General features: G+C 32.4%; 17 protein-coding genes. 2 read left to right on the top strand and 15 right to left on the bottom strand.

Going from position 1 to position 17,807, the window contains the following annotated elements:
* The first annotated feature begins 82 nt into the window (after positions 1 to 82).
* Positions 83 to 694, top strand: a complete 612-nt coding sequence (recU, locus tag COI44_RS21925) for a Holliday junction resolvase RecU (protein WP_098429784.1) — start codon at positions 83 to 85, stop codon at positions 692 to 694.
* A gap of 50 nt (positions 695 to 744) precedes the next feature.
* Positions 745 to 3,501 carry a transglycosylase domain-containing protein gene (locus tag COI44_RS21920; protein WP_098429783.1) on the top strand — a complete coding sequence of 919 codons (2,757 nt, stop codon included), beginning with the start codon at positions 745 to 747 and terminating at the stop codon, positions 3,499 to 3,501.
* 94 nt (positions 3,502 to 3,595) lie between these two features.
* Here COI44_RS21920 and COI44_RS21915 read toward each other — a convergent pair whose 3' ends face one another.
* From COI44_RS21915 to mgsA, 15 genes are all read right to left on the bottom strand, one after another.
* The gene (locus COI44_RS21915) at positions 3,596 to 4,099 is read right to left on the bottom strand and encodes a YpoC family protein (protein WP_098429782.1); all 504 of its coding nucleotides are present in this window, start codon (positions 4,097 to 4,099) and stop codon (positions 3,596 to 3,598) included.
* Positions 4,089 to 4,751, bottom strand: a complete 663-nt coding sequence (gene nth, locus COI44_RS21910; protein WP_098429781.1) for an endonuclease III — start codon at positions 4,749 to 4,751, stop codon at positions 4,089 to 4,091. Before nth ends, COI44_RS21915 begins: the two co-directional genes overlap by 11 nt.
* Positions 4,752 to 4,978: 227 nt before the next feature.
* The gene (locus COI44_RS21905) at positions 4,979 to 5,707 is read right to left on the bottom strand and encodes a DnaD domain-containing protein (RefSeq protein WP_098429780.1); all 729 of its coding nucleotides are present in this window, start codon (positions 5,705 to 5,707) and stop codon (positions 4,979 to 4,981) included.
* Positions 5,708 to 5,977: 270 nt separating this feature from the next.
* On the bottom strand, positions 5,978 to 7,165 hold the full coding sequence (locus COI44_RS21900) for a pyridoxal phosphate-dependent aminotransferase (RefSeq protein ID WP_098429779.1): 1,188 nt from the start codon (positions 7,163 to 7,165) through the stop codon (positions 5,978 to 5,980).
* A 15-nt stretch (positions 7,166 to 7,180) separates the two neighbouring features.
* Positions 7,181 to 7,645, bottom strand: coding sequence for a cell wall elongation regulator TseB-like domain-containing protein (locus COI44_RS21895; RefSeq protein WP_098234769.1), 465 nt, complete (start codon positions 7,643 to 7,645; stop codon positions 7,181 to 7,183).
* A gap of 11 nt (positions 7,646 to 7,656) precedes the next feature.
* Positions 7,657 to 7,827 carry a YpmA family protein gene (locus COI44_RS21890; protein WP_082459338.1) on the bottom strand — a complete coding sequence of 57 codons (171 nt, stop codon included), beginning with the start codon at positions 7,825 to 7,827 and terminating at the stop codon, positions 7,657 to 7,659.
* Between the two features lie 107 nt (positions 7,828 to 7,934).
* On the bottom strand, positions 7,935 to 10,724 hold the full coding sequence (dinG, locus tag COI44_RS21885) for an ATP-dependent DNA helicase DinG (protein ID WP_098429778.1): 2,790 nt from the start codon (positions 10,722 to 10,724) through the stop codon (positions 7,935 to 7,937).
* Positions 10,725 to 10,922: 198 nt separating this feature from the next.
* Entirely contained in the window at positions 10,923 to 11,306 is a 384-nt protein-coding gene (gene panD, locus COI44_RS21880) for an aspartate 1-decarboxylase (RefSeq protein ID WP_098429777.1), read from the bottom strand.
* 26 nt (positions 11,307 to 11,332) lie between these two features.
* Complete coding sequence (gene panC, locus COI44_RS21875; RefSeq protein WP_098429776.1) at positions 11,333 to 12,178, bottom strand: pantoate--beta-alanine ligase; 846 nt, start codon at positions 12,176 to 12,178, stop codon at positions 11,333 to 11,335.
* The gene (panB, locus tag COI44_RS21870; RefSeq protein ID WP_097978873.1) at positions 12,175 to 13,017 is read right to left on the bottom strand and encodes a 3-methyl-2-oxobutanoate hydroxymethyltransferase; all 843 of its coding nucleotides are present in this window, start codon (positions 13,015 to 13,017) and stop codon (positions 12,175 to 12,177) included. Before panB ends, panC begins: the two co-directional genes overlap by 4 nt.
* 379 nt (positions 13,018 to 13,396) lie before the next feature.
* Complete coding sequence (locus COI44_RS21865; RefSeq protein ID WP_098429775.1) at positions 13,397 to 14,380, bottom strand: biotin--[acetyl-CoA-carboxylase] ligase; 984 nt, start codon at positions 14,378 to 14,380, stop codon at positions 13,397 to 13,399.
* Positions 14,365 to 15,558 carry a CCA tRNA nucleotidyltransferase gene (locus COI44_RS21860; protein WP_098429774.1) on the bottom strand — a complete coding sequence of 398 codons (1,194 nt, stop codon included), beginning with the start codon at positions 15,556 to 15,558 and terminating at the stop codon, positions 14,365 to 14,367. The genes COI44_RS21865 and COI44_RS21860 overlap by 16 nt, the downstream gene beginning before the upstream one ends.
* 1 nt (position 15,559) lies before the next feature.
* Complete coding sequence (bshA, locus tag COI44_RS21855; protein ID WP_098429773.1) at positions 15,560 to 16,690, bottom strand: N-acetyl-alpha-D-glucosaminyl L-malate synthase BshA; 1,131 nt, start codon at positions 16,688 to 16,690, stop codon at positions 15,560 to 15,562.
* 30 nt (positions 16,691 to 16,720) lie between these two features.
* Positions 16,721 to 17,422 (bottom strand): bacillithiol biosynthesis deacetylase BshB1, encoded by a 702-nt coding sequence (bshB1, locus tag COI44_RS21850; RefSeq protein ID WP_142329296.1) that lies wholly within the window; start codon positions 17,420 to 17,422, stop codon positions 16,721 to 16,723.
* 20 nt (positions 17,423 to 17,442) lie between these two features.
* Positions 17,443 to 17,805, bottom strand: coding sequence for a methylglyoxal synthase (gene mgsA, locus COI44_RS21845; RefSeq protein WP_098429772.1), 363 nt, complete (start codon positions 17,803 to 17,805; stop codon positions 17,443 to 17,445).
* Positions 17,806 to 17,807 lie beyond the last annotated feature (2 nt).

The raw sequence follows: 17,807 nt of genomic DNA, 5'->3' as shown, positions 1-17,807 counted from the left end.
AGCAATCTGGTATTTTTTTACACGAACATCTGTTTTAGTGCTATAATACAAGTTGTATGTAAATTAAGGTGGAGTTGGTTTTATGACAATAAGTTACCCAAATCGAAGAAATAATGTAGTTCAAAAAAATCAAAAAAATAACGAAATACAAGTAAAATCAAATAATACTTATAGTAATCGCGGAATGTCCCTTGAAGATGATTTAAATGCTACTAATACGTATTATTTATCAAATAACATCGCAAACATACATAAAAAACCAACACCTGTACAAATCGTAAAAGTAGACTATCCAAAAAGAAGTGCTGCAGTTATTAGAGAAGCCTATTTTAAGCAACCATCAACTACCGACTATAATGGCATCTATAAAGGGAAGTATATTGATTTTGAAGCTAAGGAAACCAATAATAAAACTAGTTTTCCTTTACAAAATTTCCATTTACACCAAATAGAGCATATGGAAAATGTACTGAATCATGGTGGAATTTCGTTTGTCATATTAAAATTTTCATTATATAATGAAATTTATTTTATGAAAGCAACTGATATTCTTACCTTTTGGAAAAGGCAAACAGATGGTGGAAGAAAATCAATTTCTAGAGAAGAATGCAAAGAGTATGGAACGTTACTTAAACCAAGTTATCCAATCATTGTTCCTTACTTAAAATGTATCGATGAACTTTTTGTAATTTAATATTTTAATAATTTCATTAAGTTCATTTGAAAGGCAGGAGAAACAAAAAAATGGCAAAAGAGTATAGTTCACGACAGGAACGAAAACAAATGGAAATGGAAAAGCCTTCAGATGTGAAACCCAAAAAACGTGAAGGTTTATGGAAAAAGATTACTTTATCAATATTAACTTTAGCGGTACTTTGTATTCTCGGGGGAGTTGGAACTTTCTATTATTTAGTAAGTGATGCACCTAAACTTGATGAATCAAAGCTTAAAGTACCTTTATCGTCTACGATTCTAGATAAAAATGGGAATGTTATTGCTGAGCTAGGAACTGAACAAAGAACGAAAGTTTCATATAACGAGATTCCTAAAGTAGTAGAAGATGCTTTTATTGCTACTGAGGACGTACGTTTTTATAAACATAAAGGTGTTGATATCCGCCGTGTGCTTGGCGCAGTTTTAGCTAATATTACAGGTGGATTTGGATCACAAGGTGGTAGTACAATTACTCAACAAGTTGTCAAAAACTCATTCTTGTCTCCACAAAAAACAATTAAACGTAAAGTACAAGAATGGTATTTATCATTCCAGCTTGAACAAAAATATTCTAAACAACAAATTTTAGAAATGTATTTAAATAAAGTTTACTTCTCTAATGGTCTAAAAGGCCGAGGAGTATATGGTGTAGCAAAAGCAAGTGAAACATATTTTAGTACAGATTTATCGAAAATTACGTTACCTGAAGCAGCTACACTTGCTGGTATGGTACAAAGTCCAAATAACTACAATCCAGCAAAACATCCGGCTGAATCAGAAGCTAGAAGAAATGTTGTATTAAGCCAGATGAAAAAATATGGTTATATAACGAATGATCAATATGCTAAAGCAAAAGCAATCCCAGAGAAATCATTAGTTAAAGTTCATGAAAGTGGCCAAACAAAATATCAAGCATTCATTGATGTCGTTATGGATGAGGTTAAAAAATACGGTGATGCAGATATAAATACAGATGGATTAACAATTGAAACAACTTTAGATCCAAAAGCACAAGATAAAGCAGATGAAATTATTAATCGTGGATCTGATTTTTATCCAAGTGATGATTTCCAAACTGGTTTTGTATTAACTGACACTAAAACAGGTGAAATTAAAGCTGTAGGTGCTGGAAGAAATACAACTACTGGCGGTTTAAATTTTGCAACAGATATTAAAAGACAACCTGGTTCAACTATTAAACCAATCTTAGACTATGGTCCTGCGATACAATATTTAAAATGGTCAACTAATCATCAACTTGTTGATGAGCCATATCAATATTCTGATGGAACACCTATTCGAAACGCTGATAAATCATATAAAGGTAAATTATCAATTCGTAAGGCGTTAATCGGTTCAAGAAATATTCCTGCTTTAAAAACAATGCAGCAAGTTGGATTAGATAAATCACGTGAATTTGGTAACGGACTTGGATTTAACTTCCAAAAGAACAGTTTTTATGAGTCTCATGCAATCGGTGGTTTTACAGGTGTATCTGCAATGGATATGGCAGGCGCATATGCAGCCTTTGGTAATGGCGGTGTTTATATAAAACCACATGCTGTTACAAAAATTATTTATCAAGATAAAACTGAAAAAGTATTAGCTCCTGAACCAAAACAAGCAATGAGCGATTACACTGCATATATGATTACAGATATGCTACGTGACGTTGTTAAGGCTCCAGGCGGTACGGGTGGTAGAGCTAATGTACCTGGACTAGATATGGCAGGTAAAACTGGTACTACAAACTACCCACAAGAAGTAAAAGACAAATATGGCTTCCCTTCAAACGCAACTCGAGATAGTTGGTTTGTTGGTTATACTCCAGATGTTACTATTTCGGTATGGACTGGATATGAGAAAAATAAAGAAGGTCATTATTTAAGTAAGACATCAACAAATCTAGCTAAATATATTGCTAGAGATATGTTAGCAGCAACAGCTGATCGTTCATCTGAGTTTCATAAACCAAGCTCAGTTGTAAAGATACAAGACGAATTATATATTAAAGGTGAAAAAATGGATGATCTACCTACACCTGATACATTAGATCCAGCTAAAAGTGTTACAGCGAAATATGATGAAAAAACGAGCAGTGTTTCGTTAAATTGGCAGTATCCTTCTGATTTACTTGGTTCTACTACTTTTGAAGTTAACTATGATATTAACGGTGTTAAAGGCCAAACTCAAAAAGTAAATGGAACATCAGCAAAAATTAATGGCATCGTAGCTGGAAACAAAGTAAAAATTACAATCGTGGCAACTAATGGCGAAACTAAGAGTGCTGCGGTTACTGTTACAGTTGATTTAACTACTACCAAAGAGCCTACTACCCCACCAGCTGATAATAATGGTAATGGTAACGGTACTGGCAACGGTACTGGCAACGGTACTGGTAACGGTAACGGTAACGGTAATGGCAACGGTAACGGTAACGGTAACGGTAATGGCAACGGTAACGGTAATGGTAACGGTAACGGTAACGGTAATGGTAATGGTAACGGTAATGGTAATGGTAACGGCACTGGTACTGGAAATGGTGACGGCACGGGCACTGGTGACGGTACTGGTACTGGAAACGGTGATGGCACTGGTACAGGTGATGGCACTGGTACAGGTGATGGTGGCGGTACTGGAGATGGTAATACAAATCCAACTACACCTCCTACTACACCAGATCCAACTAAACCATCAAAACCAACTAATACGAATCCAACTTCGTATAACTCAGATTCATACACTAATAATCGATTTAATAAGTTGGAACGTAATATTATTGCATAAATTAAAAACCTCCTCGTTTTTTGAGGAGGTTTTTCTATGTAATTAATCTAAACATTGAGCCTAAGAATAACCAATTTACTCAAAAAAAGCCTCCTCATCTTGAGGAGGTAATTTTTTGCTTATAATAAAGCTTTTCTAACTCTGTATATAAGCCAGAAAGTTGAATGAAAGAGTGATAGTGATCTGGTTGATTTAATACAAAACTAATACGCTCGTCTAAATTGATTGGCTTAATCTTTAATTTATCTAACTCAAGTAATAAATTATTTAAATTAAGAAGCATTTGGCCATTTATCCATGTAAGAATTGATATAAAATTAGCTAAGCCTCTTATCATCGGCTCACACGCAAGTTTTCGATTCCGTTGCTTAAAGTAGTTAGAAATGTGTTCAGATTCCTCTTTCCATTCATTAATCATCTCTTTAATAATTTCATCGCTTTCATTCGGGATGTTAAAGCTCTTATTAACTAGAATTTGATTGCTTTCATAAAAAAACGGTTTATTTTTAATTTTGATTTCTTCATTGATTATTTGTTCATTAGCATTGTCTTTATAAAATGGCGTAACAATAAAATCCTTATAAATACTATTTGTCATTTACTTTCTTCACTTTCATTCGTTTTTTTCCTTCTCTACACATATCAAGTAAAGGACATACTTCACAACTCGGCCTTTGAGCTTTGCAATGGTATCTACCAAAAAATATGAGTCGATGATGAGTTACTCCCCAGTCTTCGATCGGAACTTTTTTCATTAATGTCTCTTCTACTTCTAAAACAGAATCTTTCCAACGGCATATAGCTAATCTTTTTGAAACTCTCTCAACATGAGTATCTACTGCGATTGCTGGAATATTAAATGCGACTGACATTACTACATTAGCTGTCTTTCTACCAACTCCAGGCAATTTTACAAGCTCTTCTCTAGTCCGTGGAACTTCCCCATTAAATTCATTAATAATCATTTCACTTAATTTTTGGATATTTTTTGCTTTGTTTCTGAAAAGTCCGATTGAGCGAATATCATTTTGTAATTCCTCTAAAGAAACATTTAAATAATCCTGAGGTTCTTTATATTTTTCAAATAGATTTTTTGTTACTTTATTTACTAAGACATCAGTACATTGAGCGGATAAAGCGACCGCTACTACTAATTCAAACGGATTCTTATGGTTTAATTCACAATGTGCATCGGGGAACATGTCACCAATTATATTAAGAACCTCATTTATTTGCTGTTTATTTAACATCTCAAAACACTCCTTACTAAACAAAAGCGAGGAGTATGTCCTCGCTTCAGTCTGCCCGCCAAACGCTCGCTTTCTTCGTTGTTTCGCATGTCTGTGGTACTCATTACCGTTTAAAGGTAACTCCCTCCTCACCAGGCTTCACGCCTCGAAAGACAAACGCTTTCAGACAGTCTGATCAAATTTTTTGTACATTGTTTACACAATAAAGCGAGGAGCATGTCCTCGCTTTATTTTTCAAGCCAATTATAAAAAGGAATTGATCCTGTATACTTTGTTTCGTTTTGTGGTTCTCTTGTTTCTTTCTTTCTAAAATGCTTACTATAATTCATTGCTTGGTCTACTTGCTTTATTCCATTTTTCTTCCACTCAAAAAGAATACGATCTATATAACGAAAATTTAATTTCCCACTTATGACTGCTTCTTTAAGTGCAGTTTTTATTAGTTTTTCATTATGATCATCTTGGTCCATCCACATTGTTAAAGTTTCAATTTCAAAAGGAGACAATAATCTACCAAATTCTTTTTCAAATACTAAGTAAATTGATTCCTCTTCTTGTTCAATAATTGAAGGAATAGTATGTTTTTCATTTGATTGTTGACCATTCTGGGTCAAATCAATTAATTTTAACCATAACGGAGAAAGTGAATATGCCTCACATCGTAAATTATGATGGTCAATTTCTTCCGTAATTTCTAATAAACCCTTTTTAAGAAGTTCTCGAATAACTTCCATACATTTTTGTTCATTTATTGACATAATCTTTGCTAATTGAGTAGGTGTTGGAAACGTATGACCTTGTTGTTGAAAAGAGTAAAGCTGTAGAATCATGACTAGTTCTTCTTCATTTATGTTTAAAGAAGAATAATGACTGAGAAGTAGATTTGGAATACTAATATTCCCAAATTGAATCCAGTTTAGAATGCTATTATTATTCACTTCGAACACCTCTAGCATAGTATAGCATGATTACATAAAATATACAGTAAAAGAAACTCGTGAAATAAAAATAAATAGAGGCATGTAAATCACACTTCTATTTTAGTATATCTATTTAGTATTTAAAAAACCAACTAATAAATTATTTAATTAAGGATATGTCTGTTTAATAAAGTGGGAATGGTTTTTGCTTAGTTGTGCTTAAAATTCAAACAAAAAATGTATAAAAAAAAGCTAAGCATATGCTTAGCTTTAGTGTTTAAAAATATGTGTTTCCACTGATTGAAATTAACTTAAGATACTTGCTTTCATAAATTGCTCAATGCGATCTAACGCTTTATCTAACTGTACTTGAGATGTTGCATATGATAGGCGGATATTATCAGGTGAACCAAATCCTGAACCAGGGATTACCGCTACATTAGCTTTTTCAAGTAATTCAGTAGAGAATTCATCTACATTTTGATATCCAGCCATTTTAGCTGCCTCAGTCACATTTGGGAATAAATAAAATGCACCATTCGGTTTAACACAGCTAAATCCTGGAATTGAAATTAAACGCTCATAAGTTTTATTTAAACGATCTTCAAACGCTACTCTCATTTCTTCAACAGGAGCATCGCCTAACTCGTAAGCTTTAATCGTAGCGATTTGAGCCATTGTAGTAGGATTTGAAGTAGAGTGACTAGCAAGATTTGTCATGGCATTAATTATTTCTTTATTACCAACAGCATAACCAATTCTCCATCCTGTCATTGAATGAGATTTTGATACACCGTTGATAATAATCGTTTGCTCTTTAAGCTCTTGGCTTAATGAAGCAATTGAAACATGTTTTGCACCATCATATACTAATTTCTCATAGATTTCGTCAGAAACGATTAATATATCATGTTTTAAACAAATTTCACCGATTGCTTTTAATTCTTGCTCATCATAAATCATACCAGTTGGATTACTTGGTGAATTAATAATGATCGCTTTTGTATTCTCTGTAATTGCTGCTTCGATTTGTTCAGGTGTTACTTTAAATTGTTGATGTTCATAACCTTCAATAAATACTGGTACACCTTCTGCTAATATAACTTGCTCAGGATAGCTTACCCAGTAAGGTGTCGGAATAATTACTTCGTGACCAGGATCTAAAATCGCTTGGAAAAGTGTGTAAAGTGCATGTTTTGCACCATTTGTTACAACAACCTCTCCTGGAGAATAAGTTAATCCTTGATCATTCAATAACTTATCACAAATAGTTTTTCTTAACGCTGGTAAACCGTTTGAAGGAGTATATTTAGTTTGGCCTTTAAGCATTGCTGAATAAGCTTCTTCAATAATTTCAACTGGTGTATTGAAATCAGGTTCACCTGCTCCTAATCCAATTACATCAATACCTTGATCTTTCATCTCTTTTGCTTTTGCTGTAATAGCTAGTGTTGTAGATGGTGTTAGTGCACTTACTCTTTTTGCTAGTTTCATCTTGTTAATTTCCCCCTAAATACTATAGCGTTTTAAAAGCTCTCCATTTTCGAAAGCAGCGTAGTAAAAATTATATCGGCCGTTTTGGTCTATATATACTACTTCCCAAAGTGGTATTTTGTTCTCTATTCCTAACTTTACTTTATGTATTTTTTTTGGGTTTCTCTCACTGACTACTTTATCAATGATTTGTTTTTGGGTCAATCCTTCACTTTTCTTTCGTGTAATAACTTCTCCATCCTGTACCCACGCGATCATTTCATTATTTGCATCATCTTTACCACTTACAACGATCGCTTGTTCTTTTCCATGGAAATAATCAGAAGTTTCCACAGATTTTAAATACCCTTGATGTAAAACAAGCTCTTCTGCGTGTTTTTTATCATCATTTAGCTTTGAAATTGATGATTGATAAGTGGCGATTAAAAATAATGAAAGAAAAATGATGCTTAATCCAAGGATGACTAACCATTTTTTCATATATACCTCATTTATGTTCGATAAATTGTAAATACCGCATATTCTTGATCTTCTTTATCAAGTGCTAGTCCAAACATTAAATCTTTTTCTTTTAAAGTACGATTTAAACTATCAACAATTTTGTATAAATCTCTAGTATATTCAATTTTTGTTGTTGATAATACTTCAATATTTGAATTCATGTTGCTCCTCCTAAAAATGTATTATAAATACATTACAATTTATGTCATTATACCATACGTCTAACCTTAAATCCCCTACAATTCTCATGCTAAATTTTGAAAAACTACTAAAAATCTTTTAATAATTCATCAATTGTATTAATATTTATTTTGTTTTTCGGGATTAACTTTAAAAATTCTGATCCATAACTAGTATTTATTATGCGATTATCTAAAACAAATAATGAACCTTGATCTTTTTCATTTCGAATTAGACGACCATAACCTTGTCTAAACTTAAATACAGCTAATGGTAAAGCCAAACTTGAGAAAGAATTTTCTCCAGCTTTTTTTAATAAATTTGATTTAGCAATAAACATAGGCTTTTCAGGGTTTGTAAACGGTAAGCGTACAATGATTAAACAATCTAATTCTTCATTAGGTAGGTCAATTCCTTCCCAAAAAGTGTTCGTACCTAATAAAATTGTTTGTTTAGATTGTAAAAACTGTTTTATTAACTTTTGTTTTCCTCCAGGAGAAACACCTTGAGCTAATACAGATGAATTCAGTGAGTCTAAATCTTGTATTAATTGATCATAAGTCTGTTTTAATAAATCAAAAGCTGTAAATAAAACTAATGTTCTACCTTTTATTTTAGTAACAATTTTGCGAATCGTATTTGAAGTTTGTAATGCATACTCTTCTTGCGTGATCTCTTTTATTCCCATTAAATCTGAAGGAATATAGACTCTCATCCCTTGGGCAAAATCTTTTGGGACGGGGTATATTTTTTCAATAACATTGATATTTTCACTAATTCCTAATGATGACTTTATAAATGAGAATGATGAATCAATCGACATCGTAGCGGATGTTAGTACAATAGAATTCCTTTCACTAATTAAATAATTTTGTATTAAATCTGCATTTTCAACTTTCTCACAATAAAGCATCGTTGTATGAAATGAGCCTTTTGCTTCTGTTTCCATCCAGCAAATATAATGATCATTTTTATCGAATAATATTTCATAAAGACCATTTTTCATGCTTTTTAATTGTTCAATAATCATTTTAAACTCCGAAACGATTGAACGATGAAACGCTGATCCCTTTTTATCTTCAATTAAATTCAAATATTGCTCGCAACCCGAGAATAAAGTATTATTCACATGAATTAATCGATTTGCACATTCTTGAATAGCCTTCCAATTTTGGCTAGAAGTATTTTTATCATTTAGTGTAATTGACTGTCTAATGTTTTCTTTATCAAGTTCATTTTGTTTACTTAAAATAAAATCACGTAATAACCTAAATAACTCTTCTGATTCATACTTTATTTCTTTTATTAAATGATCAACTTTTTTCCACCATTTTTCACGATTTGGTATTCCCTCATCAAATTTATATAATCGGTGAACTAGTTCATTACTATCAGTAGTACTTAATCTACTTAAATATTGATAATATTTTAAGCAAGAAAAAGTGATTCCAAAAGTTTTTGATGCTGTCTCCTCAAGAGCATGTGCCTCATCGATTACAATCGTTTTGACAGAATTAATTAAGTGATCTTTATTTTTTAAAGTAGACATTAAATATGCATGGTTTGTAATAATTATATCGGCTAACATTAATTTATTTTTAGCCTTTTGATAAAAACATTTATGAAACCAAGGATTTGTTCTTTTATTTTCACTTTCTTCGTTACAACAAACACGATCCCATAAATGTAAGCCACCTGAAGGAAGTGATAATTCATCTAATTCTCCATTTTCAGTTTCAGTTAACCAAACAGTTATCATAGCCTTCGATAAAATACTATCGTAATTATCATCAAATTGTTCGCCAACAATATATTCAAATTTTTGCAGACATAGATAATTTCTTTTACTTTGTATAGAAGCTATTTTCAACTGAAATGGAACTATTTTTTCAATCGTTTTTATATGTTTTTTAAGTAATTGTTTTTGTAACGAAATGGTACTTGTACTAATGACCACTTGTTTGCCAAATTGTTTTGAGAAAAATGCTGATGGAATTAAATAACCAAATGTCTTGCCAACACCTGTTCCAGCCTCAGCTAAGAGAATATTATTCTGGCTAAATGCATCGAACACATCGTGCATATATGCAAACTGTTCATCTCTTTTTATAAAATTTGGAATTTCTACAGCCATCTGATCTACAAGTTCACGTTTAAGATGCTCGTCGAATTCTACGAAATCTTCTTCCTCTTGAGGTAAACTAAAGCTTCTTTTTTTAAGAGCTATTCGTCTAAATTCCTCATAATCAACAGATTCATTTGAAAATGATTCAGATTGCTTTTGAAGTAGATCCGAAATATAGTATGTAATGTCACTTTTAAAACTATTGCTAAGTTTTTCTAATATTTTTAATGATGCATATGGCAAGCTCTCAAGTTTTTTTAATAAAATTGTTAATAGTTCGGCAGTTACTTCAGCATCACTATCAGCTTGATGAGGGTTTTCATGTTGTATATTGAATACTTTTGCTAAATCAGATAATTTATAACTAGTTAAAGTTGGATATAAAATTCTAGTTAACTCCACTGTATCAATAGCTAACGGTGAAATTTTTGGTAAACCAATCCGCTCAAATTCTTTTTGCAAAAATGTTAAGTCAAAATGCACATTGTGTGCAACAAAATAGGCGTCATTAAACATCGGGTATAATTCTTCAACTATTTGTTCAAATTGAGGAGCATATTGAACCATTTCATCTGAAATTCCTGTTAGTTCGGAAATAAAGGTTGGAATATTCATGTTAGGATTAATAAAACTTGAAAACTGTTCAATAACTTCTCCATTTTCCAATAAAAAGGCTGCAATTTGAATAATTCGATCTTGACCTCTATTATTATTTCCGGTTGTTTCTAAGTCAACGACCACAAATTTATTCATATTTTGCCACCTCCAAATTCTCTATATAGATATTATTTTGCATAAACAGATTAAACAATACAACCAACAAAAAAATCCCCTAAAGAAGGGGATTTCAAATTGCCCTCAAACGCTCGTTTTCTTTGCTGTTTCTCTTGTTTGTTAAATACTTTTGATCCTCATAAAGTAACTTCATGCTTCAAATTCAAAAGTTGATTATTACTTAACTGTACCTGCAATTTCTTTGCCAATCATTTCGACAATTTCATTTGCATCATTTAAAATAGCAATCTTTGGTTCATGTAGATCCAGTTTCTCTTCCTCTACCTGACCATATGCAATAATAATTACTTTGTCGCCTTCTTGCACCAATCTAGCCGCTGCACCATTAAGACAAATTACACCACTTCCACGTTTTCCTGGAATAACATATGTCTCAAGTCGTGCACCATTATTATTATTTACAATTTGAACTTTTTCGTTTTCAAGTACATCAACAGCATCCATTAAATCTTGATCAATTGTAATACTTCCAACATAATTTAAATTAGCTTCTGTAACTGTAGCTCTATGAAGTTTTGCTCTCATCATTGTGCGAATCATGTCATTTCCCCCTAGTTGTTCAATCCTTAAATAGTAATTAAAATATTATCGATTAAGCGAGCATTAGAAAATTTTACTGCTAACGCAATAATTACTTTTCCATTTATTTTATTTAAAGGCTCTAATTCTGGATAAGAATAAATACTTACGTAGTCTACTGTTCCAGATGTTTCGCTTTGTATTGTAGAAATAATGTTTTGTTGCAGTTGATCTGGATTTAAATTCCCATTATTTATATCTTCAACTGCTTTTTGTAAACTTTTATAAAGAACTGGTGCTTCTTGTCTTTCTTTGTCTGTTAAATAGACATTTCTAGAACTTTTAGCTAATCCATCTTCTTCTCTAATAGTTGGAACTGGATTAATTTTAACAGGAATGTTGAAGTCTTCAACTAAACCTTCAATTACAGCTACTTGCTGAGCATCCTTTAATCCAAAATAAGCCTGGTCTGGTTGAACAATATTAAATAACTTTGATACAACTAATGCAACACCATCAAAATGTCCAGGTCTTTTTTCACCACAAAGGACATCTACTCGTTTTGTTACTTTCATTGTTGATTTTAATTCATTTGGATACATTTCTTCAACTGTTGGATAAAAGAGGTAATCTACACCAGCATTTAGTGCAACTTTTTCATCTCTTTCATAGTCCCTTGGATATCGATCAAAATCTTCATTAGGGCCAAATTGAGTCGGATTAACAAAAATACTTAAAACGACGATCTCATTATTTTTTCTAGCTTCTTCTAATAATGATGCATGACCTTCATGTAAAAACCCCATCGTTGGAACAAATCCAATCGATTTTTCATTTTTTCTATGAATTTTTAATTCATTTCTTAAATCATTTATTGTGTGAAACACTTTCATTGCGAACTTCCCCCGTATAATGCCTTTAACTGTTCTTCTTTCATCGTAAACGAATGTTTAGTATCTGGAAATTGTCTAGTTTTAACTTCTTGAACATATGAAGCAATTGCATTTTCAATTGTTGTAGATACATTTGCATACTGTTTAACAAACTTAGCTACTCGACCAACACCGTATGTTATTAAATCATGGTAAACAAGTACTTGACCATCTGTATCAACACCAGCACCTATTCCTATTGTTGGAATAGAAAGATCCTTAGTAATATCCTTTGCAATTTGCTTTGGTACACATTCAAGTACGATTGCAAAAGCTCCTGCTTCTTCACATTTTTTTGCATCGTTAAACAATTTCATCGCACTTTCAGAGTCACGTGCTTGAACTTTATACCCACCTAATACACCTACTGATTGAGGAGTCAATCCTAGATGAGCTACAACTGGTACTCCCGCGATTGTTAATGCCTTAATTACATCTAAAACATTTTCATCCGCACCTTCAACCTTAACAGCGTGCGCATCACCTTCTTGCATAATGCGACATGCACTACGTAAAGCCTCTTCTTTTGAAAAGTGGTAAGACATGAATGGCATATCTGTCACAATAAACGTATTTTTTGCCCCGCGTTTAACAGCTTTTGAGTGATGAATCATGTCATCTACAGTAACCTTAATTGTAGAATCATATCCTAGGACAACATTCCCAAGAGAGTCACCGACTAAAATCATATCAACTTCACTAGCTTCTGCTAATAGTGCTGAAGGATAATCATAAGCAGTAATCATGACGATTGGGTCATTGTTTTGTTTCATGTTTAAAAAATCTTTTGTTGTTTTCATCTTTTTTCCTCCTTTTAAATGAGAGGAAATGGGGGCTACAATAAAAAAACTTTGCTCAAAAGAGAACAAAGGAAAATTGTAAACCGTCTCATTCCTCTGTCCCAGTCCCTATAGGATCAAGGCAGACACATTTTTAGAATTGATTTTTTAAAACCTGGTGTAGTTCTTCTTAGGATACTAAAGTTTGATTGACCCTATTCAGATACCACCCTTGAAGCATCAGCGAAAGTCGCGACCCTTCCACTACAGTTTATAGTAAGAATAGCAATTAAGTAAAGAAAAAACTTGGCATTATTTACAAATATACGTGACAATAATACTGCAAATGAAATAACTCCCTTTCAAATATAAAAAGAGAGTTGTTTTATTTCGTTTTACCTTATTTATTTATCGAAATGTCCGCTGAATAGATTGTATGAACATTACCTAAGTGATCTTCAATCAATAATTGCCCTTCATCAGTAATCCCAATGGCATTACCGACAATTTCTTCGGTTAAAGTCGTGGCTTTTATTTGTTTCCCTAACGAAATTGCATAGCTTTCCCATAAAATTTTTATCGGTTTAAATCCTTTTTCTAAAAAAATTTCATAGAACTTTTCAAATTCAACTAAAATAGCTTGAATTAAATTAGCTCTCATAAAGGTTTGTCCTTTTTCAATACGTAATGATGTAGCGATATCTGACAGTTCTAATGGGTAATCTTCTTCTACTTGATTTACATTGATGCCAATACCTATGACAACGCTTTTAATGCAATCAGCGTCACCTTGCATTTCAGTTAAGATTCCACAAACTTTTTTATTATTGATTAAAATATCATTTGGCCATTTTATATTGGGATGTAACCCGGTCACTTTTTCAATGGCTGAAGCAATGACTACAGCTGTTAATAATGTTAGCTGAGGTGCTACTCTTGGCGAAATAGCTGGTCTAAGGATAACACTCATTGCTATTGCTTTTCCATCTGAAGTTAACCAGTTTCTTTGTAATCTGCCTCGACCTAATAATTGACGCTCTGCCAAAACGATTGTACCTTCAGGAGCATCATTTAGCACTAATTCATTAGCAATTGTTTGGGTTGAATTAGTTTCTTCTTGGTATACGACATTTCTGCCAAATTTTTTCGTTTCTAAACCAAGTTGAATATCCGTTTGAGTTAAACGATCAGATTTGCCTGTTATTTTATATCCAACCTTCCTAACTGCTTCAACTTCAATTCCCTCATCTTGCAATTCTTTCATGTATTTCCAAATTGCAGTACGTGAAATTCCTAATTGATTACTCAAAAATTGACCTGATAAATATTCATTACTATTTTCCGTAAACAATTGTATAATTTTTTCTTTTACTTTTGAAGCCAATTTATGAACCACTCCTTAATAGCAAGTTGGTTATTCTCAAGTTGGTTCTCTACTAATTGAAATTCTATTTCACTTAATACTTCTTTCAACCATGGACCACCTTTTAGTTGTGACCATTCTAATAAATCATTACCTGTAATACATAGATCTGACTTTGAATAAATCGGTAATTGATTATATAAAGTCTTTAATAAATCCTCATTAAATTCATTTATATCGATATTATCAATGACACATTGTAAACGCTCATATTTTATTGCATCCGGTAATCCAACTTGATATAACTTTGTATTGTTCCATTTAATTTTCGTTTCATTTAACAAATTATAAACCTTTAATATTTGTTTCATGCGATTATTCGACATCTTCCAATTTCTTAAAATCTGTTCTGGGTTGTCAAAATTACATTTATATAATATTAACGCCCAAATCTCTTCAATTGTTTTTAATGATTGAATAGGAAGTTCTAATAGATCATGAAACTGATTTGTATATTCTTTTAAGCTTGGAAGATGATTTATAAGATTTGTTTGTATTAATAGTCCGATGCCTTTTTTAGGTGACTTTCCTAATAACATTTTTTCTATTTCAACCGAAATGCGTTCGATTGCTATATTTTCAATTAAATGTTTATTTGATTTAATTGCGTTAAACGTCTCATCATGTAAACGAAAATCTAATTGGCTTACAAACCGTATACCTCTTAGCATTCTAAGAGCATCTTCTTGAAATCTTTCCTTAGCTTCACCGACACATCTAATTAACCCATCATAAAGATCAATTGTACCATTAAAAGGATCTATTAATTCATTGTTGGTCGTCATAGCAATGGCATTCATTGTAAAATCTCTTCGTTTTAAATCTTCTTCGATTGATTTTACGAATGTAACCTCCGATGGTCTACGGAAATCTTGATATGTTGATTCAGTTCGGAATGTTGTAATCTCATATGACTGACTATTTTGTATAACTAAAACCGTTCCATGCTGTAATCCGGTAGGAACGGTTTTTGGAAATATTGACATAACCTCTTCAGGTAAAGCTGAAGTTGCAATATCAATATCTCCAATTGTTCTATTTAATAATTTATCTCTTACACAACCGCCGACAAAATAGGCCTCGAAACCATTTTTTAATAATTTATCTAATATCGGCTTTGCTTTATCAAAAATTTCCATATTATTTCATTCCTAATAACTCATTATAAATGGATAAATATTGTGAAACGATTTTATTTGATTGGAATCTTTCTTTAACAATTTCGTTCGCGCGACTTGATATGCGTTTATATAATTCTTCATCTTGTAATAAGTTGAGTGTATAATAAGCGATTTGTTCAATATCTCCTAGTTCACAAATAAATCCGTTTTCCCCATGTTCGATTACTTCTGGAATTCCACCAACTCTAGTACCGATACATGGAACTCCACAAGCCATCGCCTCAAGTAATACTAAACCAAAGCTTTCTTTTGACGAAAGAAGTAATTTTATATCGCTCATTGAAAGTAACTCTTCAACATTCTCTTGCTTTCCTAAAAATAAAACATCATCCTCAATACCAAGCTCTCTTACTAATTTACATAAACTTGAGATTTCCGGACCATCACCAACTAATAGTAACTTGGATGGAATTTCTTTTCTTACTAAGTTAAATACATCTACTACATCTTTTGTTCGTTTAACTTGGCGGAAATTAGAAATATGTATAATGACTTTTTCATGCTCCCTAATCCCGTACTCTGCTTTTAATGTCCGGCAATTTCTTTTGTAATACACTCTTTCATCAATAAAATTATACACAGTTTGTATTTCTTTATCAGGGTTAACTAATTCCTCAGTTTGACGTATTAAATCATTTGAGACCGCAGTTACAACATCTGATTTTTCAATCCCGAACTTAATTAACTCTGTTAAAGATGAGTCAAAACCAAGAACAGTTATATCTGTACCATGTAATGTCGTTACAATTTTAATATCATGATGAATCATTTGTTTTGCTAGAACAGCACATATCGCATGCGGAATCGCATAATGTACATGTAAAATATCTAATTTTTCACGGTTTGCAATTTCAGCCATCTTACTCGCCAATGCTAAATCATATGGTGGATATTGGAAAACTGAATATTGATTTACTTCAACTGCATGATAATAAATATTAGGATATACTTTATTTAAACGAAACGGCATACTTGATGAAATAAAATGAATTTCATGTCCTAGTTCTGCTAATAACTTTCCTAGCTCAGTCGCAATCACACCAGAACCGCCTACTGAAGGATAACATGTAATCCCAATTTTTAATTTCATTTTATCTCTCCTAAACTTCTTCATTTCTTCTTAAACTAACCAATCTGCATTTAATAGGAGTGGTTTCTTTGTCATAAAACCTTCCCCATATGGCACTCCAGCTTCTTTCCCGAAAATTTTCTCTCTTGCAATTACGCTATTTACATAATCGTTTGTTAAAGGCGTAACTACACCATCTGGACCGGGAGTAAATTGACTTTCATATGCTTCTAAAGCTGCCCTTTTGACTTCAATTGTTTCTGAAACATCAACTATAAAATTAGGTCGATGAAACCCATTAATCATATATTGAAAAACGTGTTTTACCTTGTGAGCATCATGATTTGTATTTACGCTAAATTTTCTAATCCCTGATGAAAATACAGCTTCTTCTACTATTTTTGTACAATTACCATGATCAGGATGACGATCCACTTCATATGGCGAGAAAATAATACTAGGCTTCGTCATTCGAATTAAAGCAGCTACTTGTTTAATCGCTTCCTCAGATAAGTATAGCCCCCTATCTGGTAATGATAAATTAAAACGCTTTGAAACCCCTAAAATCTTATCTGCTTCTTCAGCTTCTTTTCTTCTAATAAAAGTATCCCCATTTGATGAGAGCTCCGCTTCTGTTAAATCACAAATAGCAACCTTATAGCCTAACTTAGTAAACTTAGCAATCGTGCCTGCCATTCCAATCTCAACATCATCTGGATGCGCTCCAAATGCTAGTACATCAAAATATTCCACTTATCTCACTCTCTTTCAAACTAACTAAAAAATTTCACAACTGCCTTAGCGGTTTGAATGTTCGTTGCCACCGGGACATGAAAAACATCGCATAGCCTTAATAAAGCATTTACATCTGGTTCATGTGGTTGAGCAGTTAATGGATCCCTAAAAAAGAAAATCGCGTCCATTTTCCCTTTAGCAATTAATGCACCAATTTCTTGATCTCCTCCGAGTGGACCAGATTGAAAACGAAAAACTTTTAAAGTTGTATTTTCCATTACACGAAGTCCTGTAGTACCTGTTGAAAATAGTTCATGCTGCTGAAAAAAAGATTCATTTTCTTGAACGAAAGTTACTAATGCGTCTTTTCTCTTATCGTGAGCAATCAGAGCTATTTTCACTA

This window comes from Bacillus sp. AFS088145, assembly GCF_002564465.1.
GTDB lineage: Bacteria > Bacillota > Bacilli > Bacillales > Bacillaceae_G > Gottfriedia.
The sequence above is the reverse complement of the archived record's forward strand: the minus strand, read 5'-3'. Positions and strand labels throughout refer to the sequence as shown.